Origin of the sequence: Delftia sp. WSY_16 (assembly GCF_043104415.1) — a bacterium.
GTDB classification, from domain to species: Bacteria; Pseudomonadota; Gammaproteobacteria; order Burkholderiales; family Burkholderiaceae_C; genus Comamonas; species Comamonas tsuruhatensis.
Window position 1 is genome coordinate 188,045 of the sequence record NZ_JBICKS010000040.1, and the last position, 25,363, is coordinate 213,407.

Consider the following 25,363-nt stretch of genomic DNA (forward strand, 5'->3'; position numbering starts at 1 on the left):
TAGGCAGTGCCTTGCCTCGCTCCTATGCTGATGCGGGCCCCGTGGCAGACCGGGGCCTTTGTGTACGCATAACACCAGGAGACAAAGCATGCACCCAGCGCTTCGCAGTGGATGGAAACCCTTGTCATTGATAGCCCTGGCCGCCTTGGCGGCCTGCGGCGGTTCGGGAGACGGCTCCGGCAGCAAGTACAGCGCGGAGATCCGCCGCACGGAGATGGGCATTCCGCACATCAAGGCCAAGGACTGGACGGGCCTGGGCTATGGTGCGGGCTATGCCCAGGCGCAGGACAACCTGTGCACCATGGCCGACTCCTTCCTGACCTACCGCGGGGAGCGTTCGCGCCACTTCGGCGGCGATGCCCAGGCCGTCTATGACAGCACCATCGACCGGCCGCGCAACATCGATTCGGACTTCTTCTTCCGCCATGTCGTCTCCGATGACGCCGTGGCCGCCATGATCCAGGCCCAGCCCGACAAGCTCAAGCAACTGGTCGATGGCTTCGTGGCCGGCTACAACCGCGTGGTGCGCGAGACCCCGGCCGGGGCCAAGACCAATGCGGCCTGCGCGGGCCAGCCTTGGGTGCAGGCCATCACGGCCCAGGACATCTGGCGGCGCATGTATACGGCCAATCTTGCCGGCGGCTACAGCAATTTCGTGGCCCAGATCGCCAATGCCGTGCCGCCTGCAGCAGCTGCGGCGGCAACGGCCTCGGCCAAGCCGGCGAAGGGCCGGTCGGCCGCGACGCAGCTGGCCGCGCTCAAGCCGGGCCAGGTGGTGGCGCCATCATTGCAGGTGGGCGGCACCACGGGCATAGGCAGCAACATGTACGGCTTCGGCCAGCAGGCCACGGGCGGCAGCAGCGTGCTGTTCGGCAATCCGCACTGGTACTGGAAGGGGCCGGACCGCTTCTACCAATCGCAGCTCACGATTCCGGGCGAGATCGACGTCAGTGGCGCCAGCTTCCTGGGTATCCCGATGGTGCTGATCGGCTTCAACAACGACGTGGCCTGGAGCCACACCGTGTCCACGGCGCGGCGCTTCGGCCTGTTCATGTACCAGCTGGCGCCCAATGATCCGACCCGCTATGTGCGCGACGGCAAGACCGAGGCCATGCAGGCCAGCAGGATCACCGTGAGCGTGCGCAATGCCTCCGGCGGGCAGGACCAGGTCACGCGCACGCTGTACAAGACCGTGCACGGCCCCGTGGTCAACCTGGGCGCCATGGACCCGGCGCTGGGCTGGACCACGCAGAGCGTGTTCGCCATCCGCGACATCAACGCCTACAACTACCGCACTTTCCGCAACTGGCTGCGCTGGAACCAGGCCAAGTCGCTGGACGAGTTCATCCGCATCCAGAAGGAGGAGTCGGCCATTCCCTGGGTCAACACCGTCGCTGCGGGACGCGGCAACGCCCAGGTCTGGTATGCCGACATAGGCGCCGTGCCCAACGTGCCGCCCGCGCAGCTGCAGGCCTGCGCCACGCCGGCCTCGGCAGCCATCAACGCGGCGCTGCCCCAGGTGCCGGTGCTGGCCGGCGGCAGCAGCCAGTGCGACTGGGGCTCGGATGCGGATTCGGTGCAGGCCGGCGCCATCGGCCCGGCACGCATGCCCAGCCTGCTGCGTGGCGACTACGTGGGCAACATGAACGACAGCTACTGGCTGTCCAATGCCTCGGCACCGCTGACCGGCTATCCGGCCATCTTCGGCTCCACCTCTTCTGCCCAGAGCCTGCGCACGCGCCTGGGCCACACCATGGCGCTGCAGCGGCTGGCGGGCACGGACGGCTATCCGGGCAAGCTGGCCACCAGCGACATCGTTCGCCAGATGGTGCTGGACAGCCGTGTGTACAGCGCGCGTTTCAAGGACGAGGCATTGGCCCAGGTCTGTCCAGGCCCCGTGTCCTCGGCGGGTGAAACGGTGGACGTATCGGCTGCCTGCACGGCGCTGCAGGCCTGGGACGGCACGGGCACGGCGGCATCCAGGGGCTCCCATGTCTGGGACGAGTTCTGGAAGCGCGTGGCCAGCCAGATCAAATCGGCCGACCTGTATGCCGTGCCCTTCGATGCGGCCGACCCCGTCAACACGCCGCGCGGCATCAAGCCCACGGCCAAGGCGGCGCTGCAAAAGGCGTTCGCCGAAGCAGTGAAGGCCGTGCAGGCCAGCGGCTTTGCCATGGATGCGGTGCGTGGCACCGTGCTGTTCTCGCAGCGTGGCGGAGAGAAGACGGCGCTGTATGGCGGATGCGGCGAGGTGGGCTACTTCACCATCACCTGCTCGGAAAACAAGATAGAGCAGGGCGGCTACAGCATGGACGGGCAGCCGCACGGCAACAGCTACATGCAGGTGGTGAGCTTCCCGGCGGCCGGAGTGGAGGCCCATACCTTCCTGACCTTCTCGCTGTCGGACGATCCTGCCTCGGCCCACTATGCGGACTACACCAAGGCCTACGGTGCGCGCCAGTGGCTCAAGCTGCCGTTCACCGACAGCGCCATCCAGGCCAGCCCGGCCTACAAGACGCAGACCGTGAGCGAGTGACATCCGCTGTCCGGCGTGATGCAGTGCCCGCCTGAAGGGGCTGCATCTGGCATGCAATGCAAACGGGGGCCCAGGCCCCCGTTTCGCTTGACTGGTTGCCTGGCTCAATCCACCACGACGCGGGCCTGGCCCGCTTCCATGCGGCCGACGATGGCTGCATCGCCAAAGCCCTGTTCGGCAAACAGCGCAAGCACCTGGTCCGCCACATCGGGCGTGCACGATACGAGCAGGCCGCCCGAGGTCTGCGGATCGGTCAGCAGCGCGCGCTGGGCATCGGTGATGCCGGCGCCCAGCACCACCTGCGTGCCATATGAGGCCCAGTTGCGGCCCGAGGCGCCCGTAATGACGCCCTGCTCGGCAAAGCCCTGCACCGTGGGCAGCACGGGCAGGCTGCGGCTGTCGATGCGCGCCGTCAGGCCCGCGCCGCGTGCCAGTTCCAGGCCGTGGCCCAGCAGGCCGAAGCCCGTCACATCGGTCAGCGCGTGCACGCCGTCCATCTTGCCCAGCGCCGTGCCGGGGCGGTTGAGCAAGGTGGTTGCCTCCACCATGGCGCGGTAGCCGGCTTCGTCCAGCAGGTTCTTCTTGAGCGCGGCCGACAGAATGCCCACGCCCAGCGGCTTGCCCAGGATCAGCACATCGCCGGCCTTGGCGTCGGCGTTGCGTTTCATCTGGCGCGGGTTGACGATGCCGATGCCCACCAGGCCGTAGATGGGCTCGACCGAGTCGATGGAGTGGCCGCCGGCCAGCGGAATGCCGGCATCGCGGCAGACCGACTCGCCGCCTTCCAGGATCTTGGCAATGGTGTCGTGCGGCAGCACATTGATGGGCATGCCCACGATGGCCAGGGCCATCAGCGGCTGGCCGCCCATGGCGTAGATGTCGGACAGCGCATTCGTTGCGGCGATGCGGCCGAAGTCATACGGATCGTCCACGATGGGCATGAAGAAATCCGTGGTCGCCACGATGGCCTGCTCGTCGTTGATGCGGTAGACGGCGGCGTCGTCAGCGGTCTCCGTGCCCACCAGCAGGTCCGGGAAGAACTGCTTGGGCAGCGCGCTCTTGCCGATCAGCTCCGCCAGCAGGCCCGGCGCGATCTTGCAGCCGCAGCCGCCGCCATGGGACAGCGAGGTGAGTCGGGGAGCTTGGGAGGTGTCTGTGGTCATGGAGCAATCCGGCGAACGGGGGCGATCGCAGTAGTGGAAAAGAGTGCCTGCCGCCAGCGCGGCGGTGCGCCATATTATGGGCGGGCACGGCGTGCGGCCATGGTACAAGCGGGCATGTCCAAGTCTTTCGCTCATGACCGCGCATCCGTGGACTGCGATCCCGAGACGGTGGTCGGCGTGGAGCAGCGCGGCTTCAACGCCTGGCCAGCCCAGCGCACCGTGCTCTGCGGGGACTGGCTGCTGCGCGCCGCGCAGGGCCATACCAAGCGGGCCAACTCGGCCAATGCCCATCAGCCCGGCGCCCGCCTTGGCGCCTTGCTGGCGCAGATCGAAGCCTTCTACCAACGCCAGGGCCTGCCGCCCGTCTTCCGCCTCTCGCCCCTGGCCAGCCCCGAGGCCGATGCACAGCTGGCGCAGGCCGGCTACCTGCTGGCTGATCCTTCGCTCGTGATGCGCGCAGCCTTGGCGGACATGGCGCAGCCGGCGGACGGAAAAGGCTGGACCCTCGCCATGGATGCCCGGCCCGGTGCGGCCTGGCTGCAAGGCTTTGCCGAGGCCGGCGCCGTGCCGCCCCGGCACAGGCAGGCGCATCACCACATGCTGCAGTCCATTGCCTGGCCCGCCGCCTTTGCCACGCTGCGCGTCGGGGGCGAGGTGGCCGGGTTCGGCCTGGCCGTGCTGGAGCGCGGCTGCGTGGGCCTGTATGACATCGTCATCGCACCTGCAATGCGCGGGCGGGGGCTGGGCCGTGCGCTGGTGTGCGGCCTGCTGCACTGGGGACGGACGCAGGGGGCGCAATGGGCCGAGCTGCAGGTGCGGGCTCCCAACCGGGTGGCGCGCGGGCTGTATGAAAGCCTGGGCTTTCATCCGCTCTACGCCTATCACTACCGCCTGCCTGCCGTGGCGCCTTGATGTGCCGCAGCGACTAAGAAAGGATGATGACCCAGCGCGACACTCCGGGTGCTCCGAGGCGGGCGATATGTGAAAAAATGCTTCGATGCGCCGTCGTGGTGCAATGCATGGATTTCCCGTTCAAGGAGCCTTGGTTGGCTGTTCGCATAAATCGCTCACAGCGCTCGCAGCGCTCACTTCTCCCATCCCGCAGGTGGTGCATGGGTGGCAGGATCAAGGGCCTGCCGCCCGCCTGGGCCTGGGTGGCCGTGTGCCTGCTGGCGCTGCAAACGGGTTGGGTGGGGCTGGTGGGGCAGGCGCATGCCGAACCATCGGCCGACGAGCATGAGCTGGGCGTGACACGCACAGTCTTAGGCATCCTGGGCTACACGCGCTGGCCCACGGAAAGCGCGGTGCTGCGGCTGTGCGTGGTGGGCTCCACCGAATATGCCGATGATCTGCTCAATGGTGCCCCGCAGACCGTGGGCAGCCAGCGGCTGGAAGTCCGGCGCGTCGTGCTTTCCGATGCGCGCATCCTGGCCGAATGCGAAGGCATCTATGCCGGCCAGCTCGATGAAGCGGCCTGGCGCAAGCTCATGGAGCAACTGGCCGGACGGCCGCTGCTGACCATCAGCGAGCGGGGCGAGCTGTGCCGCATCGGCGCCATGTTCTGCCTGCGCCGCCGTGGCGAGGGCGCGGGCTTCGAGGTCAGCCTCGACTCCGTGGCACGCAGCGGCCTGCGCGTCAATCCCAAGGTGCTGCAGCTTGCGCGCCACAGGACGTTGCCATGAAGTTGTTCCTGTCCGGCAGCGCCTCCCTGCGCAACGTGATCCGCCGCGCGCACATGCGCATGGCGGCGGTGGCCATTGCGCTTGCGGGCGCGCTGCTGCTCATCGTCGGCGTGGCCACCCTGCGTCTTTACCTGTCCAACAACCTGCATCTGGTGGCACGTTCGCTGGCCTATACGGTCGAGGCATCGCTGGTCTTCGGTGACCGTGACGAGGCTGCCCGCGTGCTGGACCAATTGCTGCGCGGCGAAGGCGTGGCCCATGCCGAGGTTTTCGATGCCGAGCAGCGCCCGTTCGTGCAGTGGTCGGGCCATGGCGGCTCGGCGCTGTCCAGCGTGGGTGAGCTGCTGGCCATAGGCATAGGCCTGCCGCGCGCCGAGGCCGATGTGCGCCAGGATGGCCGCCTGGTCGGGAGCGTGCAGCTGTCCAGCGATGGCGTGGGCCTGGTCCGCTTTCTGGGCGCAGGCTTCATCGTGCTGGTGCTGTGCGTGGGCGTGAGCGGCTATGTGGGGCTGCGCCAATCGCGCCGCATGCTGCGCGACATTGCCGAACCGCTGCAGCAGTTGGCGCGCGTGGCGCACGCCGTGCGCCATGACCGGTCCATGGACCAGCGCGTGCCGCTGGCGCGCATTGCCGAACTGCGCGAGTTGGGAGACAACTTCAATGCCCTGCTGGCCGAGCTGCAGACACGCCACGAGCGGCTGCAGCAGCAAAACTCGGCCCTGGAGCGCCAGGCTTCGCGAGACAGCCTCACGGGGCTGGCCAACCGCCTGCATTTCGAGCAGCGCCTGCAGCAGGCGCTGGACAATGCGGCCGAAACCGGGCAGAAGCTGGCTGTGCTGTTTCTGGACAACGACCGCTTCAAGCAGGTCAACGACGCGTACGGCCATGCTGTGGGCGATGTGCTGCTCAAGGCCGTAGGCGCAAGACTGCGCTCGCAGGTGCGCGAGAGCGATCTGGTCGCGCGGCTGGGCGGCGATGAGTTCGCCATCCTGCTCTATCCCGTGGGCGGGGGCGGCGATGCGCAGATGGTGCGGGACAAGATAGAGGCCGCCATGCATGAGCCTTTGGTGGTCAGCGAAGGCGTGGTGCTGCAGCCTTCGGTCAGTGCGGGCGTGGCCCTTTTTCCCAAGCATGGCCAGAGCATGGAGACGCTGATGCGCCATGCCGACCAGGCCATGTACCAGGCCAAGGCCATGCGCCAGGCCGAACGAGTCACAGGAGGATGACATGTTGAAACGACGGAGCTGGACCCGGATGTGCGGCGCAGGTGCGGCCGCTGTGCTGGCCCTTGCGCTGGCGGGCTGCAAGGCGGCGCCCGAGGCGCCGCCCACGCCGCAGGGCCTGACCGAGCAGCAGCAGCAAGTGCTGCGCAGCCAGGGCTTTGCACAGGCGGAGCAGGGCTGGGAGCTGCAGATGTCGGGCAAGCTGCTGTTCGGCTTTGACTCGGCTGAAGTCGGCGCCCAGGCGCGCACCAAGGTGCTGGAACTGGGGCGGGCGCTCAAGGGCGTGGGCATAGAGCGGCTGCGCGTGGAAGGCCATACGGACGATCGCGGCAGCGATGCCTACAACATGCGCCTGTCGCTGCGCCGCGCCGAAGCCGTGGCCGATGTGCTGGCCGAAGCCGGCCTGGCGCGCCAGGATATCGAGGTCAAGGGCCTGGGCCGCGCCATGCCCGTGGTGCCCAGCGATGCGGCGGAGAACCGCCGCGTGGCCATCGTCGTGCCCTTGCAATAGCCGGAACCTGGCTGGGATCAGAGTCGGGGGATTGGCGGAAAGCAGCAGGAGTCGAACCTACCCAGGAGCGGCTGACGCCCCTGACCGGGTTTGAAGCCCGGGCGCACCACCGGGTGCGTATGCTTTCCTTCTGGATTGAAGCTCCCCCTGAGCGGCTTACGCCGCTTCCCCCTCTCTACCCGCTTCGCGGGGGAGGGGGACGACACCCTTGCTGCGGGGCGGCCCTTGCTCGGTGTCTCTCGCCCTGGGCCGCGCCGGTTGCTGGCGCCGTGGCGAAGCAAAGCTGGCCATTGTAGCGGCCCCTTGCCTCAAATTCTTGCTGTGGCGCCAGTGGTCCACTGCACATCGGGGCGCAGCAGGTGGGCGTCGCGCAGGCGGCGGGTGTAGCCGATGCGGTCGAAGAATTCGAGGATCTGGATGGCGCGCTTGCGGCCCAGGCCTGTGGCATCGCGAAAGGCGTGGGCCTGGATTTCGCCGTTGGGGGTGGCGGCGGCCAGTTCGCGCACCAGGGCGGCGAGTTCGTCCGTGCGGGCGGCGGAGTAGAACAGGTCCTTGGTCACCTGAAACAGCAGTCCCTGGCGCGCGAGTTTGCGCAGCAGCTGGCGCACGGTTTCCTCGCCGATGGCGTTGTCGCGTGCCAGGTCGCGCACCCAGGGCGGGTCGTAGCGGCCGGCTTCGATGGCCGGCAGCAGTTTCTGGGCGATCTGTGTTTCGCTGTCCGACAGCTGCACGCTGTGGCCGGGCAGGTGCAGCCAGGCGCCGCTGGAGGCCAGGCTGCCATCCTGCAGCAGCGTTTGCAGCAGGCCTTTCCACAGCGCGTCATGTCCTGCATGGACCAGGCCGGACAGTGCCATGCGGCGCAGGCGTGCCGCGTTCACGCCGGGCTCGTCGGGGTTTTTTTCGTGAAAGCGCGCCATGCTGTCCAGCACCTGGCCGCGCAGCTGCGTCCAGCGTGCGTCACCCAGCAACAGCGTGTCGCCCTCGGCCAGTGGAAGTCGGTGCAGCCGGTGCCCGCCGTTGTCCGTGGTCACGGATGCGCGGCCTGTCAGGCGCATGAGCTGCGACGTGGCAATGCCGTGCGCCGCGCCTTGCACCAGCGCGCTGGCGTCCCCGGTGGCAATCAGCGATTCCAGCGCCTGCAGATAGGCCGTGCGCTCGGGGCTGCGGCGCTTGCGTGCGGGAGCAAAGGGGTCGATGACGCTGCCGCCCGCAATCGTACGGTTGGCCTGGGCATTGCGCACGATGAGCCGGTCGCCGGGTTGGACATGTACGGGCATGTCCAGCACCAGTTGGACGATGGCCTGCTCGCCGGGACCCAGCGGCTGGTCCTGCAGCAGGGCCACGTGGGCCGTGCAGCGCGCCGTACCGATGTGCACATGCACAGGCGTCCATTGGGCCAGTGATGGCGCATCGGCCAGCAGTTGCAGGCGCACGTCGATCCGGTCGCTGGCCTGCAGCAGCCGTGCGTCGGCGATCCAGTCGCCGCGCGTGATGGCTTCCTTGGCAATGCCCGACAGGTTGAGCGCGCAGCGCTGTCCGGCCAGGCCCTGTTCGCTGGCCTGGTTCTGGGCATGCAGGCTGCGCACGCGCACCTCGGTGCCCGAGGCCGAGTGCACCAGCGTGTCGCCGACTTTCACCTGCCCGCCGAACACGGTGCCTGTGACCACGGTGCCCTGGCCCGGCAGCGTGAAGCTGCGGTCCACGGCCAGGCGGAACAGTCCGTCGCTGGCCCGCGCGGGAATGGACTGGGCACGCGCCATGAGGTGCTCGCGCAGCTGCGCCACGCCCGCGTCACCGGGCTGGGCGGCGGCGGTGGGAAAGACCGGGGCGCCGGCCAGCGCCGTGGGCGCCAGCAGGGACTCGATCTCGGCACGCACCTGCTGCAGGCGCTCGGGCGTGGCGCGGTCGGCCTTGGTCAGGGCCACGGTGGCTTCGCGCACGCCCAGCAGCTGCAGGATGTCCAGGTGCTCGCGCGTCTGCGGCATGACGCCGTCGTCGGCCGCCACCACCAGCAGGGCGTGGTCTATGCCCACGGCGCCTGCGGCCATGGTGTGCACGAATTTTTCGTGGCCGGGCACGTCGATGATGCCCAGTACCTCGCCATTGGGCAGCGGCGTGTAGGCATAGCCCAGCTCGATGGAGATGCCGCGCGCCTTCTCTTCCTTGAGGCGGTCGGTGTCCACGCCCGTGAGCGCGCGCACCAGGGTGGTCTTGCCGTGGTCGATGTGGCCGGCGGTGCCGATGATCATGCGTTCGTCCTCAGGCGATGTGCAGCAGCGGCAGCTGTTCGGTGAAGGCCGGCTCGTCGGCTGCCTCCAGGCAGCGCAGGTCCAGCCACAGCGCGTCGTCATGCAGCCGGCCGATGACGGGGCGGGGCAGGCCGCGCAGGCCCGCTTCAAGCCGGGTGAGCTGGCGGCCGGCCTGGCGACCGTCGGCCGGATGCAGGCGCAGGCCCCAGCTGGGCAGGTTCTCCACGGGCAGGGCGCCGCTGCCGATCTGACTGTTCATCTCGGCGGTTTCCACCACATAGCGGCTGCCCAGCGCCTGCTGCACCAGCGGCTGCAGCGCCTGCGCGCGGGCCTGCATGTCGGCCTGGGGGCGCGTGAACAGGCGCAGCGTGGTCAGGCGCTCGGCCAGCTTTTCGGGGTGCAGGTACAGGCGCAGCGTGGGCTCCAGCGCGGCCAGGGTGAGCTTGCTCACGCGCAGCGCGCGCTTGAGCGGGTGTTTCTTGATGCGGGCGATCAGGTCCTTGCGGCCCACGATCAGGCCGGCCTGCGGACCGCCCAGCAGCTTGTCGCCACTGAAGGTGACGATGTCGGCGCCCGACTCGATGGTCTCGCGCACCGTGACCTCGTAGGGCAGGCCCCATTCGCGCAGGTCGACCAGGGTGCCGCTGCCCAGGTCCACCACCATCTGCAGGCCGTGCGCATGGGCAATGGATGCCACCTCCGCGTCGCTCACGGCCTTGGTGAAGCCGGTGATGGCGTAGTTGCTGCAATGCACCTTCATGAGCAGGCCGGTGTGTTCGCCGACAGCGCCTTCGTAGTCGCGCGCATGGGTACGGTTGGTGGTGCCCACCTCGACCAGGGTGGCGCCCGCGCGCGTCATCACGTCGGGGATGCGGAAGGCCCCGCCGATCTCCACCAGCTCGCCGCGCGAGACGATGACCTCGCGCCCGGCCGCCAGCGTGGCCAGGGTCAGCAGCACGGCGGCGGCATTGTTGTTGACCACGGTGCAGGCCTCGGCGCCCGTGAGTTCGCAGACCAGGGATTCGATCAGGTCGTCGCGGTCGCCACGGCCGCCGTCCTCCAGGTCGTACTCCAGGTTGGCCGGCGCCGTCATGGCGGCCACCACGGCGTCCACGGCCTCCTGCGGCAGCAGGGCGCGGCCCAGGTTGGTGTGCAGCACCGTGCCCGTGAGGTTGAAGACCGTGCGCAGGCGGGGTGCAAAGCGCCGCGCCAGGCGCAGGCCGGCCGCCTGGATCACCTCAGTGATGCCGGGCGCGCCTGCATCGGGCTCGCCGGACCGCAGCCGCTCCTGCGCATCGGCCCGCATCTGTGCCAGTGTCTCGCGCACGGCCTGGGTGCAGGCATCAAGGCCGTGGCGCTCGCGCAGCGCGAGCATGTCGGCGCTCAGCAGCACCTTGTCCACGGCAGGCAGGCGCAGCGCGGGCGGGGTGGAGGAAGCGGCAGAGGTGGCGGCGGTATCGGTCATGGTGTGCGAAAGGGTCAGGCAGCAGGCGTGGCGGGGTCGATCAGCGCGTCGCCGGCCTCGTCCTGCTCCTCGGCAAAGGCCACGTAGAGCAGGGGATTGGCGCTGGCGCGCTGAAAGCGCGTCTCCTCGCCCATCAGCAGGTCCAGCATCAGCGAGGCCAGGTCGTCGGCCAGGGGCTCGGCCATGGGGTCCTTTTCCTGGTTGACCACCTTGCGGTAGCTGCCGCATTCCTCGCAGGTCTCGGCCAGCACGGTATCGCCTGCGCCATCGATGCCCTGGTACTCGACGCCCTTGGTCGACTCGCAGTGGGAGCACTTGACGCGCACCATGTGCCACTCCGTGCAGCAGGTGCCGCAGTGCAGGTAGCGATGGCCTGCGGCCTTGCCGCCAATGCGCAACACGCTGGCCACGGGCTCGCTGGCGCAGACGGGACAGATCGAGGCGGGATCGGTATAGGGCACGTCGCGTGCGTTCAGGCCGCTGGCGCGCGTGGCAAACACCACCTGCAGCGCAGCCATCACAAAGGGCGCCATGCCCACGTGGCGGGCCGCCACTTCCTTTTGCAGCAGCCGCTGCGCGATCTCGTCACGCCCGGCCGTGTCCAGCGCGCGCAGCTCCTGCAGCAGCGGCTGCAGCGGCGCTGGCAGGCCGTCGGCGCCCGACAGGGCATCGAGCATGCGGTCCAGCACGCCATGCCAGGCGGCATCGATATGGTCGGCGGCAGGCAGCAGCGGCATGGAATGCTCCTGCGCCCGCGCGATCAGCGCCGCATCGGGCTCGGCCAGCGTCAGCTGCCCGGCCGCCTTGGCCTGCGCGTCCACGATCTGCGCCACAAACCGCAGGTAGTCGGCAATCGGATTGCCCTCGGCCAGCTGCCGCAGCCGCGCCGCCCGCTCGACGAACAGCCCCGGCAACTGCGGCAGCAGCACGCGCGGAAAACTGGTGTGGTCCAGCGACTCGATATCGCCGGGTTGAAGAATGCGTTGCATTGGAATGTTCCAAAAAGACAATCGCCCAGCGTCCAGGGACGCCGGGCGGCTGGTGGCTTCAGGCGAAAGGCTAACACGGGGTTGCGCATTGTCCTTTGCCTATGAAACCGGCGTGCCCCAGATCAGGGGCACCGAGGAAGGGCCGCCCCGCACCGAGGGTGCCGTCCCCCCCGCGAAGCGAGAGGGGGAAGCGGCGCAGCCGCTCAGGGGGCTCAGTCGTTGTCTCCGGTCATCTTGCGATACCACCCCCGGTGGTGCTGCTTGGCCCAGGCCCGTGTCACCGTGCCGTACAGCATGGCGCGGATGGTGCCCCGGGTCCAGATGGCCGCGTACACGTGCATGATGATCAGGCCGATCATCCACACGCCCGCGATGGCGTGCACCACCGAGGCGGCGCGCACCACGTTGACGGGCAGCGTCCACCAGGCGCGCCACATGAGCGCGCCGGTCACGGTGATCGCCAGCATGCCGATGACCAGGCCCCAGAACAGCAGCTTCTGGCCGCCGTTGTACTTGCCCTGCTCGGGCATGTCGTGGTCGTCGCCGTCGATCATCTTGTTGACGTTCTTGAGCCACTCGATGTCGCGCGGCTCGACCACGTTCAGGCGCCAGAAGCGCAGCGCCATGATGATGAAGAACAGCGCCATCACCACCCCGATGTAGGGGTGCAGGATGCGTGTCCACGGCCCGCCGCCGAACAGCTGCGTGAGCGGGAAGAAGGCCGGGTGGAAGAACGCCAGGCCCGACAGCGCCAGCAGGATGAAGCAGATGCCGACCACCCAGTGGTTGGCACGCTCCGATGCGTTGTAGCGCACCAGGTCACGTGGGTTGCGTTTCATCGGCGGGCCTCCTTTTCAGCGGCTTCCTGGTCCTTGCGGTCCATTTCGTCTTCCAGTTCCTTGGACACGTCGTTCGGGCCCTTGGTGATGTAGTGGAACAGGCTGCCGACGGCAGCTGCGCCCAGCGCGGCCATGGCCAGCGGCTTGGCCACGCCCTTCCACAGGGACACCATGGGGCTGATCTTCGGGTCGTCGGGCAGGCCCTTGTACAGCGAAGGCTTGTCCGCGTGATGCAGCACGTACATCACATGGGTGCCGCCCACGCCCTGCGGGTCATACAGGCCCGCCTCGGCATAGCCGCGCCGCTTGAGGTCGCCGATGCGGTGCTCGGCCTGGTCCTTCATCGCCTCCTTGGTGCCGAACATGATGGCGCCCGTGGGGCAGGTCTTGACACAGGCAGGCTCCCGGCCGACGGCCACGCGGTCCGAGCACAGCGTGCACTTGTAGGCCTTGTGGTCCTTCTTGGAGATGCGCGGGATGTTGAACGGGCAGCCCGTGACGCAGTAGCCGCAGCCCACGCACTGGTCCTGCTGGAAGTCCACGATGCCGTTGCTGTACTGCACGATGGCGCCCGGCGAGGGGCAGGCCTTCAGGCAGCCCGGGTCCTCGCAGTGCATGCAGCCGTCCTTGCGGATCAGCCACTCCAGGTTGCCGGTCGCTTCGTTCTCGTACTCGGTAAAGCGCATGACGGTCCACGACTGATCGGTCAGATCGGTCGGGTTGTCATAGACGCCGGCCGCACAGGTTCCGATTTCGTCGCGCAGGTCGTTCCACTCCATGCAGGCGGTCTGGCAGGCCTTGCACCCGATGCACTTGGAGACATCGATGAGCTTGGCCACCTCACCGCTGTGCGTTTCGCGCGCACTGGGAGCAGGCGTCGTCGTCGCCGAGCGACGCTTGATATCGAGAGACATGGTTGATGACATCAGCTGCTCCTTAAACCTTTTCCACCTTCACGAGGAAGGTCTTGGATTCCGGGGTAAGGCTGTTGCCATCGCCCACCGATGCCGTCAGGTTGTTGGCCATGTAGCCCTTGCGGCCCGTCGACGAGAAGCCCCAGTGAATGGGCACGCCCACGTGGTGGATGGTCTTGCCATCGATCTTCATGGGCTTGATGCGCTTGGTCACCACGGCGGCGGCCTTGACGAAGCCGCGCTTGGAGCTGACCTTCACATGCTGGCCCGTCTCGATGCCCAGTTCCTTGGCCAGCGCCTCGCCGATTTCCACGAACTGCTCGGGCTGAACGATGTTGTTCAACTGAACGTGCTTGGTCCAATAGTGGAAGTGCTCGGTCAGGCGGTACGTCGTGCCCACATGCGGGAACTCGCTGGGCGAGCCTGCCGAATCCTTGGCGGAGTCGAAGATGCGGGCGGCCGGGTTGATGACAGCCAGCTTGTTGTCGGGATACATGGGGTTGTATCCCAGCGGGTTGTCGAAGGCCTCGTAGTGGGTGGGGAACGGTCCCTCGTTCATGCCCTTGCGGGCGAAGAAGCGCGCCACGCCCTCGGGGTTCATGATGAACGGATCGGTGGTCTCCGGCGGCATGGTCGGACCCATGTCGGGCACGTCGGCGCCGCCCCAGGTCTTGCCGTTCCAGCGGATCAGCGTGCGCTGGGGATTGAACGGCTGGCCGTTGCGGTCGCACGAGGCACGGTTGTAGAGCACGCGGCGGTTGGCCGGCCAGGCCCAGGCCCAGTTCAGCGTATTGCCTATGCCCGTAGGGTCGCTGTTGTCGCGTCGGGCCATCTGGTTGCCGGACGAGGTCCAGCAGCCAGCCCAGATCCAGCAGCCGCCCATCGTCGTGCCGTCGTCGCGCATCTCGCCGAAGCCGGCGAGCTGCTCGCCGGCCTTGCGGATGAGCTTGGTCGGGTCCTTGGGGTCGAACAGGTCCACCAGCGCGCGGCCGTTGTACTCCTTGGCGATCTCTTCCGAAGTCGGATGATCGGCATGGGCATACGGCCACCACAGCTTGGTGATCGGCTCGGGGAACTTGCCGCCGTCCTTCTCGTAGGCCTGCTTCAGGCGCAGGTGCAGGGCCGACATGATGGCGATGTCGGTCTTGGCTTCGCCCGGGGGCTCGGCCGCCTTCCAGTGCCACTGCAGCACGCGAGAGGAACTGACGACGGCGCCGTCTTCCTCGGCAAAGCAGGTCGTGGGCAGGCGGAACACCTCGGTCTGGATGGATGCCGAATCCACGTCGTTGAACTCGCCGTGGTTCTTCCAGAACTCCGACGTTTCGGTGACCAGCGGGTCCATGATCACCAGGAACTTCAGCTTCTTGAGGCCTTCGCGCACATTGTTGCTGTTCGCAAGAGCCGCCAGCGGGTTGAAGCCCTGGGCGATGTAGCCGTTGATCTTGCCCTGCGCCATCAGGTCGAACACCTGCAGCATGTCGTACTGCTTGTCCAGCTTGGGCAGGTAGTTGAAGGCCCAGTTGTTCTCGGCCGTGGCCGCCGGTCCCCACCAGGCCTTCATCAGGCTCACGTGGAACTTGGGCGTGTTCGACCAGTAGTTCATCTGGCCCGGGCGCATGGCCTTGGGCGTGCGCGCGTCGATGTACTTCTGGTAGTCCTGCTCGCCTTCGTTGGGCAGCGTCAGATAGCCTGGCAGCGAAGCCGACAGAATCCCCAGGTCCGTCAGGCCCTGGATGTTGGAGTGCCCGCGCAGCGCATTCATGCCGCCGCCGGCCACGCCGATGTTGCCCAGCAGCAGCTGCACCATGGCGCCCGTGCGCAGGATCTGCGCACCCGTGGTGTGCTGTGTCCAGCCCAGTGCGTACAGGATGGTTGCGGCACGGCCCGGCACTGCCGTCGAAGCCAGCTTCTCGCACACATGCAGGAATTTTTCCTTGGGCGTGCCGCAGGCGCTCTCCACCTTCTCGGGCGTATAGCTGGCGTAGTGGCGCTTGAGCCATTGGTACACGCAGCGCGGATGCTGCAGGCTGGCGTCCACCTTCACGTAGCCATCGGCGTCGAGTTCATAGTCCCAGCTGGACTTGTCGTACTTGCGGGTCTGCGGGTCGTAGCCCGAGAAGATGCCCTCGTCGAACGCAAACTCCTCCTTCACGATGTACGAGAAGTCGGTGTAGTTCCTCACGTACTCGTGATGGATCTTGTCATTCGTCAGCAGATAGTTGATCACGCCACCCAGGAACACGATGTCCGAGCCCGACCGGATGGGGGCGTAGAAATCGGCCACGGAGGCGGAGCGGTTGAAGCGCGGATCGACCACCATGAAGTGCGCACCGTTGTGCTCCTTCGCTTCGGTCACCCACTTGAAACCGCAGGGATGTGCTTCAGCGGCATTGCCGCCCATGATCAGGATAACGTCCGCGTTCTTGATGTCGACCCAATGGTTCGTCATCGCTCCACGGCCAAACGTCGGGGCAAGACCTGCCACCGTCGGGCCGTGTCAGACACGTGCTTGGTTATCGAGTGCGAGCAGGCCCCAGGAGCGGGCCACCTTGTGTGTGACGTAGCCGGCTTCGTTGCTGGAGGCCGAGGCGGCCAGCATGCCGGTGGTCAGCCAGCGGTTCACCGTCTGGCCCTTGTCGTTTTGCTCGACGAAGTTCGCGTCGCGGTCGTCCTTGAGCAGCTTGGTGATGCGGGTCAGCGCCTCATCCCAGGACATGCGCTTCCACTCGGTGGAGCCGGGCGCGCGGTACTCGGGATACTTCAGGCGGTGCGGGCTGTGGACGAAGTCCAGCAGCGATGCGCCCTTGGGGCACAGCGTTCCGCGGTTGACGGGGTGGTCGGGATCTCCCTCGACGTGGATCACCGACAGCTTGGCGTTCTTGACGCCATCGCTCAGCGAATACATCAGGATACCGCAGCCTACCGAACAGTAGGTGCAGGTCTGGCGGGTGACCGTGGTGGCGGCCAGCTTGAACTGGCGCACTTCAGCCAGGGCGGCCGTGGGCGAGAAGCCCATCAACGCCAGGCTGGATCCGGCCAGAGTCGAACCAGTCACTTTCATGAACTGGCGTCTGGAGAATTGGACCATGTGGGGTACCTTCTAATAGAAATTGACGCTTGTAAGCAAATTCTACGAGTGCACCCCGAAAACAATCCGGGAAATAACCCTTAATCCCGAGTCGGCCTGTGCGGCATTCATGCGCGGCCTCCCCGCTGCGCCTTGCTGCGCGGGGCTTGCCGGCCCGGTGTCCGGCTGATTCATCAGTTGAATTGATTATCTGGTTTGAAGGCTTCGGATATTTTGTTTTATATCAATCCGGTATTCATTGGCTGGCTGAATGGCGTCGATCAATCCAGTCTATTGGGTGAATGCGAACCATTTGCGTCGATTGAATTGCCGAATGGGGTTTTTGGCCTCCCCCGGGAGCGGAGGCCGGGGTGGATCAGCGTGCCGGCGGGCCTGGATCGCGCGGGGCATGCTTGAGGCCCAGATCATCCGACGTCTGATATTCAGCATGCGCCAAACCCGTCTTGTTCACCGATGGGTTCACCGTTTGGGCCATTTGGCGGCGCCTTTCCTCATCCTGCAGCTGCATGCGCGTGAACATGTCCCAGATTGCCATGAACAGCGCCGCGATCACGGGTCCTATCACAAAACCCGTCAGTCCGAAGAGAGCCATGCCGCCCAGTGTCGAGATCAGCACGATGTAGTCGGGCATCTTGGTGTCCTTGCCCACCAGCAGCGGGCGCAGCACGTTGTCCACCAGTCCGATCACCAGCACGCCGTAGGCGATCAGGATCAGGCCCTTGCCCATGTCACCGGTGGCCAGGAAGTAGATGGCCACCGGCGCCCAGATCAGGCCGGCGCCCACAGCGGGCAGCAGCGACAGGAAGGCCATCACCACGCCCCACAGCACGGGTCCCTGGATGCCCAGAATCCAGAAGATCAGCCCGCCCAGCGCGCCCTGGGCGGCCGCCACGGCCAGGTTGCCTTTGACGGTGGCGCGGATCACGGTGGTGAACTTGCTCGACAGCTCGGCCTTGTGGTCGGACTGCAGCGGGATGGCCATGCGGATGCGCTGTGTCAGGTCGCGGCCGTCACGCAGCAGGAAGAACAGCAGGTACAGCATCACGCAGAAGCCGACCAGAAACCCGAAGGTGTTCTGGCCTATGCCCAGCGCCTTGGTGGCGGCCAGCTTGGAGGCCTGCATGGCGATGCTGGACAGCTTGTCCTGCAGCTCGGCCAGCGAACCCAGGTGCAACCGCTCCAGCCAGGGTGTGACCCAGGAGGGCAGGGCGTCCATGATCTGTTGCACATAGGTGCCTGCATCCAGGTTGCCGCTGTTGACGCGCTCATAGATCAACGAGGCCTCGCGCACCAGCGAGGCGCCGATCAGCGCCAGCGGCAGGATGGCCACCACCAGGCACAGCAGCAGGGTGGACAGGGCGGCGAGATTGGTGCGCCGTGGCATGCGCGCCAGCAGGCGCCGGTGCAGCGGCGAAAACAGGATGGCGAGGGCGACGCCCCAGAAGATGGCCCCCATGAACTCCCAGAGCACGGCACCGAAGCCTATGGTTGCCGCAATCAGCAGCAGCATGAAAGTGCGTTTGTGTAGGGGCAGCAGGTTCATCTGGCGGTCCGTTCGGAAGATGCGCCAATGTACGCGACTGCGGGAACTCCCGGAGAGTTCAGGTAATCACTTGGTAACTGCCCTGCTGCGATGTTTGAACGGTGGCACAATGGCGGTCGCAACCAGGCCCTTCCCCAGCCACAGTCGCATCCGCCAATCGGTACAGCCGTGTCGCGGAAGGTTCCACAAACCAGCTAATGCCTCCCTCAGGGAGGCTGAGGTCAGCGCAATATGAGCGATCAGACGTCGGTCTACCAAGCCTACCAAGGCAATACCTACCTCTTCGGCGGCAATGCCCCCTACGTCGAAGAAATGTACGAAAACTACCTGGCCAATCCCGGTAGCGTGCCGGATTCCTGGCGCGAGTACTTTGATGCACTGCAACATGTGCCCGCAGTCGATGGCACCGACGCCAAGGACGTTCCGCACCAGCCCGTCATCAACGCTTTCGCCGAGCGCGCCAAGCAAGGCGGCACCAAGGTGGTCGTGGCTTCCGGCGCCGACTCCGAGCTGGGCCGCAAGCGCACCGCCGTCCAGCAACTGATCGCCGCCTACCGCAATGTCGGCGCACGCTGGGCCGATCTGGACCCCCTCAAGCGCACCGAGCGCCCCGAAATTCCCGAGCTGGAGCCGTCGTTCTACGGCTTCACCGATGCCGACCAGGAAACGGTGTTCAACACGAGCAACACCTTCTTCGGCAAGGAAAGCATGTCCCTGCGCGAGCTGATGAACGCTCTGCGCGAAACCTACTGCGGCACCATCGGCTCCGAGTACATGTATGCCACGGACCAGACGCAAAAGCGCTGGTGGCAGCAAAAGCTGGAAACCAGCCGTACCAAGCCCAGCTTTGATGCCAGCCGGAAAAAGCGCATCCTCGACCGCCTGACGGCTGCCGAAGGCCTGGAACGCTACCTGCACACCAAGTACGTCGGCCAAAAGCGCTTCTCGCTGGAAGGTGGCGAGAGCTTCATCGTCGCCATGGACGAGCTGATCAACGCTGCCGGCCAGAAGGGCGTGCAGGAAGTCGTGATCGGCATGGCCCACCGCGGCCGCCTGAACGTGCTGGTCAACACCCTGGGCAAGATGCCCAAGGACCTGTTCGCCGAGTTCGACCACACCGCCCCCGAGGACCTGCCCGCCGGTGACGTGAAGTACCACCAGGGCTTCAGCTCCGACGTCTCCACCGCAGGCGGCCCCGTCCACCTGTCGCTGGCCTTCAACCCCTCGCACCTGGAAATCGTCAACCCCGTGGTCGAAGGTTCGGTGCGCTCGCGCATGGACCGCCGCGACGACCCGCACGGCAAGCAGGTGCTGCCCGTGCTGGTGCACGGCGATGCAGCCTTCGCCGGCCAGGGCGTGAACCAGGAAACCCTGGCGCTGGCCCAGACCCGTGGCTACACCACGGGCGGCACGGTGCACATCATCATCAACAACCAGATCGGCTTCACCACCTCCGATCCGCGCGACACCCGCTCCACGCTGTACTGCACCGACATCGTCAAGATGATCGAGTCGCCCGTGCTGCACGTCAACGGCGATGATCCGGAAGCCGTGGCGCTGGCCGTGCAGCTGGCCCTGGAGTTCCGCATGGAATTCTCCAAGGACGTGGTCGTGGACATCGTCTGCTTCCGCAAGCTGGGCCACAACGAGCAGGACACCCCCGCGCTGACCCAGCCGCTGATGTACAAGAAGATCGGCGCCCACCCTGGCACGCGCAAGCTGTACGCCGACAAGCTGGCCGCACAGGGCCTGGGCGAATCGCTGGGCGACGACATGGCCAAGGCCTACCGCGCCGCCATGGACGAAGGCCGCCACACCGTGGACCCGGTGCTGACCAACTTCAAGAGCAAGTACGCCGTGGACTGGAGCCCGTTCCTGGGCAAGACCTGGACGGACGCCGGCGACACCGCCATCCCGCTGACGGAATGGAAGCGCCTGGCCGAACGCATCACCACCATCCCCGAGACCGTGACGCCGCACGCGCTGGTCAAGAAGGTCTATGACGACCGCGCAGCCATGGGCCGCGGCGAAGTCAACGTGGACTGGGGCATGGGCGAGCACATGGCCTTCGCATCGCTGGTCGCATCGGGCTACCCCGTGCGCCTGTCGGGCGAGGACTGCGGCCGCGGCACCTTCACGCACCGCCACTCGGTCATCCATGACCAAAAGCGCGAGAAGTGGAGCGAAGGCACCTACATCCCGCTGCAGAACGTGGCCGACAGCCAGGCTCCGTTCACCGTCATCGACTCCATCCTGTCCGAAGAAGCCGTGCTGGGCTTCGAGTACGGCTATGCGTCGAACGACCCCAACACCCTGGTGATCTGGGAAGCCCAGTTCGGCGATTTCGCCAACGGCGCCCAGGTCGTGATCGACCAGTTCATCGCCTCCGGTGAAGTCAAGTGGGGCCGCATCAACGGCCTGACGCTGATGCTGCCGCACGGCTACGAAGGCCAGGGCCCCGAGCACAGCTCGGCCCGCCTGGAGCGCTTCATGCAACTGGCCGCCGACGCCAACATGCAGATCGTGCAGCCGACCACGGCCAGCCAGATCTTCCACGTGCTGCGCCGCCAGATGGTGCGCCCGCTGCGCAAGCCGCTGGTCATCATGACCCCCAAGTCGCTGCTGCGCAACAAGGACGCCACCTCGCCGCTGTCCGAGTTCACCAGCGGCGGTTTCCAGACCGTGATCCCCGAGCAGGACGAAGCCGTCGTGAAGAACGCGGCCAAGGTCAAGCGCGTGATCGCATGCTCCGGCAAGGTGTACTACGACCTGGTCAAGAAGCGCACCGAGAAGGAAAGCAAGGACGTCGCCATCATCCGCGTCGAGCAGCTGTACCCCTTCCCGCACAAGGCTTTCGCCGCTGAACTGAAGAAGTTCGGCAACGCCACCGACATCGTCTGGTGCCAGGACGAGCCGCAGAACCAGGGCGCCTGGTTCTTCGTGCAGCACTACATCCACGAGAACATGCTCGATGGCCAGAAGCTGGGCTACTCCGGCCGCGCTGCCTCGGCATCGCCCGCCGTGGGTTACGCCCACCTGCACCAGGAGCAGCAAAAGGCCCTGGTGGAAGGCGCGTTCTCCAAGCTCAAGGGTTTTGTCCTGAACAAGTAAGGCAGCCCCCACCCGCTACGTATCAGTACAGAACACTTTTGGAAAGAATCACAAATGGCTATCGTTGAAGTCAAAGTTCCCCAGCTGTCCGAGTCCATCGCTGAGGCCACCATGCTGACCTGGAAGAAGAAGGCCGGCGAGGCGGTTGCAGTCGATGAGATCCTCATCGAGATCGAAACCGACAAGGTCGTGCTCGAAGTGCCCGCGCCCGCCGCTGGCGTGCTGGCCGAGATCGTGCAAGGTGACGGCGCCACCGTGGTGGCCGAGCAACTGATCGCCAAGATCGACACCGAAGGCGTGGCCGGTGTGGCCGCTGCCGCTCCTGCAGCCGCCCCCGCCGCTGCAGCCGCTCCCGCTGCAGCGCCCGCAGCCGCGGCCGCCACCGGTGGCAGCAAGGGTGATGTCGCCATGCCCGCCGCTGCCAAGCTGCTGGCCGAAAACAACCTGTCGGCCGCCGGCGTGGCTGGCTCCGGCAAGGATGGCCGCGTGACCAAGGGTGACGCGCTGGCCGCCATTAAGGGCGGCGTGCAGTCCACCGCTGCCGTCATTCCCACCGGCGTGCCCACCAAGGCGCTGCCCCAGGTGTCGGCTCCGTCCGCCAAGGAAGACCTCAGCGGCCGTCCCGAGCAGCGCGTGCCCATGAGCCGCCTGCGTGCCCGCGTGGCCGAGCGTCTGCTGCAGTCGCAGTCCACCAACGCCATCCTGACCACGTTCAATGAAGTGAACATGGCCCCGGTGATGGATCTGCGCAAGAAGTTCCAGGACGCCTTCACCAAGGAACACGGCACCAAGCTGGGCTTCATGTCCTTCTTCGTCAAGGCGGCCGTGCACGCCCTGAAGAAGTACCCGGTGCTCAACGCATCCGTGGACGGCAACGACATCGTCTACCACGGCTACTTCGACATCGGTATCGCCGTGGGTTCGCCCCGTGGCCTGGTGGTGCCCATCCTGCGCAATGCAGACCAGATGAGCTTCGCCGACATCGAAAAGAAGATTGCCGAATTCGGCAAGAAGGCTGCCGAAGGCAAGCTGGGCATTGAAGAAATGACCGGCGGCACCTTCTCCATCTCCAATGGCGGCACCTTCGGCTCGATGATGTCCACCCCCATCATCAACCCGCCCCAGTCGGCCATCCTGGGCGTGCACGCCACCAAGGACCGTGCCATGGTCGAGAACGGCCAGGTCGTGGTGCGCCCGATGAACTATCTGGCCATGTCCTATGACCACCGCATCATCGACGGCCGCGAAGCCGTGCTGGGCCTGGTGGCCATGAAGGACGCGCTGGAAGATCCTTCGCGCCTGCTGTTCGACCTGTAATTCCACAGGGTTCGACACGACGAAAACCCACCCTTGGCCGCGCGCCCTGCGGTGGGTTTTTTCATGCATCACAGACAAGAGATTCCTGAAATGAGCAAGCAATTCGACGTCATCGTCATCGGCGCGGGCCCTGGCGGCTACATCGCCGCCATCCGTGCCGCACAACTGGGCTTCAATGTGGCCTGTATCGACGAGTGGAAGAACGCCGCCGGCGGCGCCGCTCCGGGCGGCACCTGCACCAACGTGGGCTGCATTCCCTCCAAGGCCCTGCTGCAGTCGTCCGAGCACTTCGAGCATGCCAACCTGCACTTTGCCGACCATGGCATCTCCACCGGCAAGGTCGAGATGGACGTGGCCAAGATGATCGCCCGCAAGGATGCGGTCGTGAAGCAGAACAACGACGGCATCCTGTACCTGTTCAAGAAGAACAAGGTCACGTTCTTCCACGGCCGTGGTTCCTTCGTCAAGGCCGTCGAAGGCGGCTACGAGATCAAGGTCGCCGGCAAGGAAGAGGAAGTGCTGACGGGCAAGCAGATCGTGGTGGCCACCGGCTCCAACGCCCGCGCTCTGCCCGGCGTGCCCTTCGATGAAGAGAACATCCTGTCCAACGACGGCGCCCTGCGCCTGGGCAAGGCCCCCAAGAAGCTGGCCCTGATCGGCGCCGGCGTGATCGGCCTGGAAATGGGCTCGGTCTGGCGCCGTCTTGGCACCGAAGTCATCGTGCTCGAAGGCATGGACAAGTTCCTGCCCGCCGTGGACGAGCAGATCGCCAAGGAAGCCAAGAAGGCCTTCGACAAGCAGGGCCTGAAGATCGAGCTGGGCGTGAAGATCGGCGAAGTCAAGTCCGGCAAGAAGGGCGTGTCCATCGCCTACACCAACGCCAAGGGTGAAGCCCAGGCGCTGGAGGCTGACAAGCTCATCATCTCCATTGGCCGTACGGCCAACACCGCCGGCCTCAATGCCGAGGCGGTGGGCCTGGCCCTGGACGAGCGCGGCTGCATCGTGGTCGATGACGACTGCAAGACCAGCCTGCCCGGCGTCTGGGCCGTGGGCGACGTGGTGCGCGGCCCGATGCTGGCGCACAAGGCCGAGGAAGAGGCCGTGGCCGTGGCCGAGCGCATCGCCGGCCAGCATGGCCATGTGAACTTCGGCACCATCCCCTGGGTGATCTACACCAGCCCCGAAATCGCCTGGGTGGGCCGCACCGAGCAGCAACTGAAGGAGCAGGGCGTCAAGTACAAGGCCGGCAGCTTCCCCTTCCTGGCCAACGGCCGTGCGCGCGCCCTGGGCGACACCACCGGCATGGTCAAGTTCCTGGCCGATGCCGAAACCGACGAGATCCTGGGCGTGCACATGGTCGGCCCCATGGTCTCGGAGCTGATCTCCGAAGCCGTGGTTGCCATGGAGTTCAAGGCATCGAGCGAAGACATCGCCCGCATCTGCCATGCCCACCCCTCGCTGTCCGAAGCCACCAAGGAGGCTGCCCTGGCAGTCGACAAGCGTACTCTGAACTTCTGAGTGCCAGGCTAGCCATCTAGCCAATCCGAGACCTGAAAGCGCTTGCTCTGCAAGCGCTTTCAGCTTCTGAATACATAGCAAATGGTTGATGCTGCATGAGCGTTTCAGTGCGAGAGGCCTACGAGGCCGAACTGGTAGCCAAGGGCTTTCACAGTGATCCTGCGCAACTGCGCGCCGTCGAGGCGCTGCAGCGCTGTGCCGACGACTGGACGGTCTACCGCCAGCGCCGCTCCAATGCCTTCAAGAAGCTCATCAACCATCCCGAGATTCCCCGTGGCGTCTACATGTACGGCGGGGTGGGGCGCGGCAAGAGCTTTCTCATGGATTGCTTCTTCAATGCCGTGCCGCTCAGGCGCAAGGTGCGCCTGCATTTCCATGAATTCATGCGCGAGGTCCACCGTGAACTCGCCGTGCTGCAGGGCACCCAGAACCCGCTGGACGTGCTGGGTGCGCGCATCTCCAAGAAGTACAAGCTGATCTGCTTCGATGAATTCCACGTGGCCGACATCACGGACGCGATGATCCTGCACCGGCTGCTGGTGTCGCTGTTCGCCAACGGCGTGGGCTTTGTCACCACCTCCAACTTCAAGCCCGACGAGCTGTACCCGGGCGGCCTGCACCGCGACCGCATCCTGCCGGCCATCGACCTGCTCAACGAGCGCATGGAAGTCGTCAACGTGGACAACGGCACGGACTACCGCCGCCGCACGCTGGAAAACGCCAGGCTCTACCACACGCCGCTGGGCGCCGAGGCCGATGCGGCCATGACCGAGACCTTCGACAAGCTGGCCGAGGTCAAGGACGAGGACCCGGTGCTGCACATCGAGGCGCGCGAGATCCGTGCGCGCCGCCGCGCCGGTGGCGTGGTCTGGTTCGACTTCCGCGAGCTGTGCGGCGGCCCGCGCTCGCAGAACGACTACCTGGAGATCGCAAGCCAGTTCCACACCGTGCTGCTGTCCGACGTGCCCTATATGCCGGTCAACATGGCGTCGCCCGCGCGGCGCTTCACCTGGCTGGTGGACGTGCTGTACGACCGCAGGGTCAAGCTGGTCATCTCGGCCGCCGTGCCGCCCGAGCAGCTTTACACTGAGGGCCCGCTGGCCCATGAGTTCCCCCGCACCGTCTCGCGCCTGAACGAGATGCAGTCCAAGGAATTCCTGGCGCTGGAGCGCCGCGTGGTGGATACCAGCCTGACCTGAGGCAGGTGGCCGCGCC

Annotated in this window: 17 protein-coding genes and 1 tRNA gene; 9 read left to right on the forward strand and 9 right to left on the reverse strand. The window is 66.2% G+C overall.

Translation table 11 applies throughout. The annotated features are described in order from the left end of the window. The first annotated feature begins 88 nt into the window (after nt 1–88). Entirely contained in the window at nt 89–2,536 is a 2,448-nt protein-coding gene (locus ACF8O7_RS20595; RefSeq protein WP_043790556.1) for a penicillin acylase family protein, read from the forward strand. A 104-nt stretch (nt 2,537–2,640) separates the two neighbouring features. Here the strand turns inward: ACF8O7_RS20595 and selD are convergent, their stop codons facing one another. After that, complete coding sequence (selD, locus tag ACF8O7_RS20600; protein WP_016446845.1) at nt 2,641–3,699, reverse strand: selenide, water dikinase SelD; 1,059 nt, start codon at nt 3,697–3,699, stop codon at nt 2,641–2,643. 99 nt (nt 3,700–3,798) lie between these two features. On the opposite strand from selD, the gene ACF8O7_RS20605 reads away from it, so the two are divergent. The 4 genes from ACF8O7_RS20605 (at nt 3,799) to ACF8O7_RS20620 (ending at nt 7,115) form a co-directional block, all read left to right on the forward strand. Beyond that, nucleotides 3,799–4,611 carry an N-acetyltransferase gene (locus tag ACF8O7_RS20605; protein ID WP_126312744.1) on the forward strand — a complete coding sequence of 271 codons (813 nt, stop codon included), beginning with the start codon at nt 3,799–3,801 and terminating at the stop codon, nt 4,609–4,611. Between the two features lie 200 nt (nt 4,612–4,811). Further along, nucleotides 4,812–5,381 carry a YfiR family protein gene (locus ACF8O7_RS20610; RefSeq protein WP_016446847.1) on the forward strand — a complete coding sequence of 190 codons (570 nt, stop codon included), beginning with the start codon at nt 4,812–4,814 and terminating at the stop codon, nt 5,379–5,381. Continuing rightward, entirely contained in the window at nt 5,378–6,607 is a 1,230-nt protein-coding gene (locus tag ACF8O7_RS20615) for a diguanylate cyclase domain-containing protein (RefSeq protein WP_016446848.1), read from the forward strand. Before ACF8O7_RS20610 ends, ACF8O7_RS20615 begins: the two co-directional genes overlap by 4 nt. A gap of 1 nt (nt 6,608) precedes the next feature. After that, on the forward strand, nt 6,609–7,115 hold the full coding sequence (locus tag ACF8O7_RS20620; RefSeq protein ID WP_016446849.1) for an OmpA family protein: 507 nt from the start codon (nt 6,609–6,611) through the stop codon (nt 7,113–7,115). 32 nt (nt 7,116–7,147) lie between these two features. Here ACF8O7_RS20620 and ACF8O7_RS20625 read toward each other — a convergent pair. The 8 genes from ACF8O7_RS20625 to ACF8O7_RS20660 form a co-directional block, all read right to left on the reverse strand. Beyond that, nucleotides 7,148–7,243 (reverse strand) — tRNA-Sec (locus tag ACF8O7_RS20625). A gap of 180 nt (nt 7,244–7,423) precedes the next feature. Continuing rightward, a complete protein-coding gene (selB, locus tag ACF8O7_RS20630; protein WP_126312743.1) occupies nt 7,424–9,364 on the reverse strand; it encodes a selenocysteine-specific translation elongation factor in 1,941 nt (646 codons plus the stop codon). A gap of 10 nt (nt 9,365–9,374) precedes the next feature. Beyond that, a complete protein-coding gene (gene selA, locus ACF8O7_RS20635) occupies nt 9,375–10,829 on the reverse strand; it encodes an L-seryl-tRNA(Sec) selenium transferase (RefSeq protein WP_126312742.1) in 1,455 nt (484 codons plus the stop codon). Between the two features lie 14 nt (nt 10,830–10,843). Further along, on the reverse strand, nt 10,844–11,818 hold the full coding sequence (gene fdhE, locus ACF8O7_RS20640; RefSeq protein ID WP_016446852.1) for a formate dehydrogenase accessory protein FdhE: 975 nt from the start codon (nt 11,816–11,818) through the stop codon (nt 10,844–10,846). 212 nt (nt 11,819–12,030) lie between these two features. Next, nucleotides 12,031–12,657, reverse strand: a complete 627-nt coding sequence (locus ACF8O7_RS20645; RefSeq protein ID WP_012205324.1) for a formate dehydrogenase subunit gamma — start codon at nt 12,655–12,657, stop codon at nt 12,031–12,033. Continuing rightward, nucleotides 12,654–13,583, reverse strand: coding sequence for a formate dehydrogenase subunit beta (gene fdxH, locus ACF8O7_RS20650; protein WP_012205325.1), 930 nt, complete (start codon nt 13,581–13,583; stop codon nt 12,654–12,656). Before fdxH ends, ACF8O7_RS20645 begins: the two co-directional genes overlap by 4 nt. Before the next feature lie 10 nt (nt 13,584–13,593). Next, nucleotides 13,594–16,659, reverse strand: coding sequence for a formate dehydrogenase-N subunit alpha (gene fdnG / locus ACF8O7_RS20655; protein ID WP_155525080.1), 3,066 nt, complete (start codon nt 16,657–16,659; stop codon nt 13,594–13,596). 355 nt (nt 16,660–17,014) lie between these two features. Then, complete coding sequence (locus tag ACF8O7_RS20660; protein WP_016446855.1) at nt 17,015–18,202, reverse strand: AI-2E family transporter; 1,188 nt, start codon at nt 18,200–18,202, stop codon at nt 17,015–17,017. A gap of 231 nt (nt 18,203–18,433) precedes the next feature. Between ACF8O7_RS20660 and ACF8O7_RS20665 the strand changes: the two genes are divergently transcribed. The 4 genes from ACF8O7_RS20665 to zapE all read left to right on the forward strand — a co-directional run bounded on the left by ACF8O7_RS20665 (nt 18,434) and on the right by zapE (nt 25,347). Continuing rightward, nucleotides 18,434–21,313, forward strand: coding sequence for a 2-oxoglutarate dehydrogenase E1 component (locus ACF8O7_RS20665; protein WP_016446856.1), 2,880 nt, complete (start codon nt 18,434–18,436; stop codon nt 21,311–21,313). A 54-nt stretch (nt 21,314–21,367) separates the two neighbouring features. Beyond that, nucleotides 21,368–22,630, forward strand: a complete 1,263-nt coding sequence (gene odhB / locus ACF8O7_RS20670; RefSeq protein WP_016454845.1) for a 2-oxoglutarate dehydrogenase complex dihydrolipoyllysine-residue succinyltransferase — start codon at nt 21,368–21,370, stop codon at nt 22,628–22,630. A 90-nt stretch (nt 22,631–22,720) separates the two neighbouring features. After that, nucleotides 22,721–24,148 carry a dihydrolipoyl dehydrogenase gene (lpdA, locus tag ACF8O7_RS20675; RefSeq protein WP_017404783.1) on the forward strand — a complete coding sequence of 476 codons (1,428 nt, stop codon included), beginning with the start codon at nt 22,721–22,723 and terminating at the stop codon, nt 24,146–24,148. 95 nt (nt 24,149–24,243) lie between these two features. Continuing rightward, nucleotides 24,244–25,347 carry a cell division protein ZapE gene (gene zapE / locus ACF8O7_RS20680; protein ID WP_016446859.1) on the forward strand — a complete coding sequence of 368 codons (1,104 nt, stop codon included), beginning with the start codon at nt 24,244–24,246 and terminating at the stop codon, nt 25,345–25,347. Nucleotides 25,348–25,363: the final 16 nt, after the last annotated feature.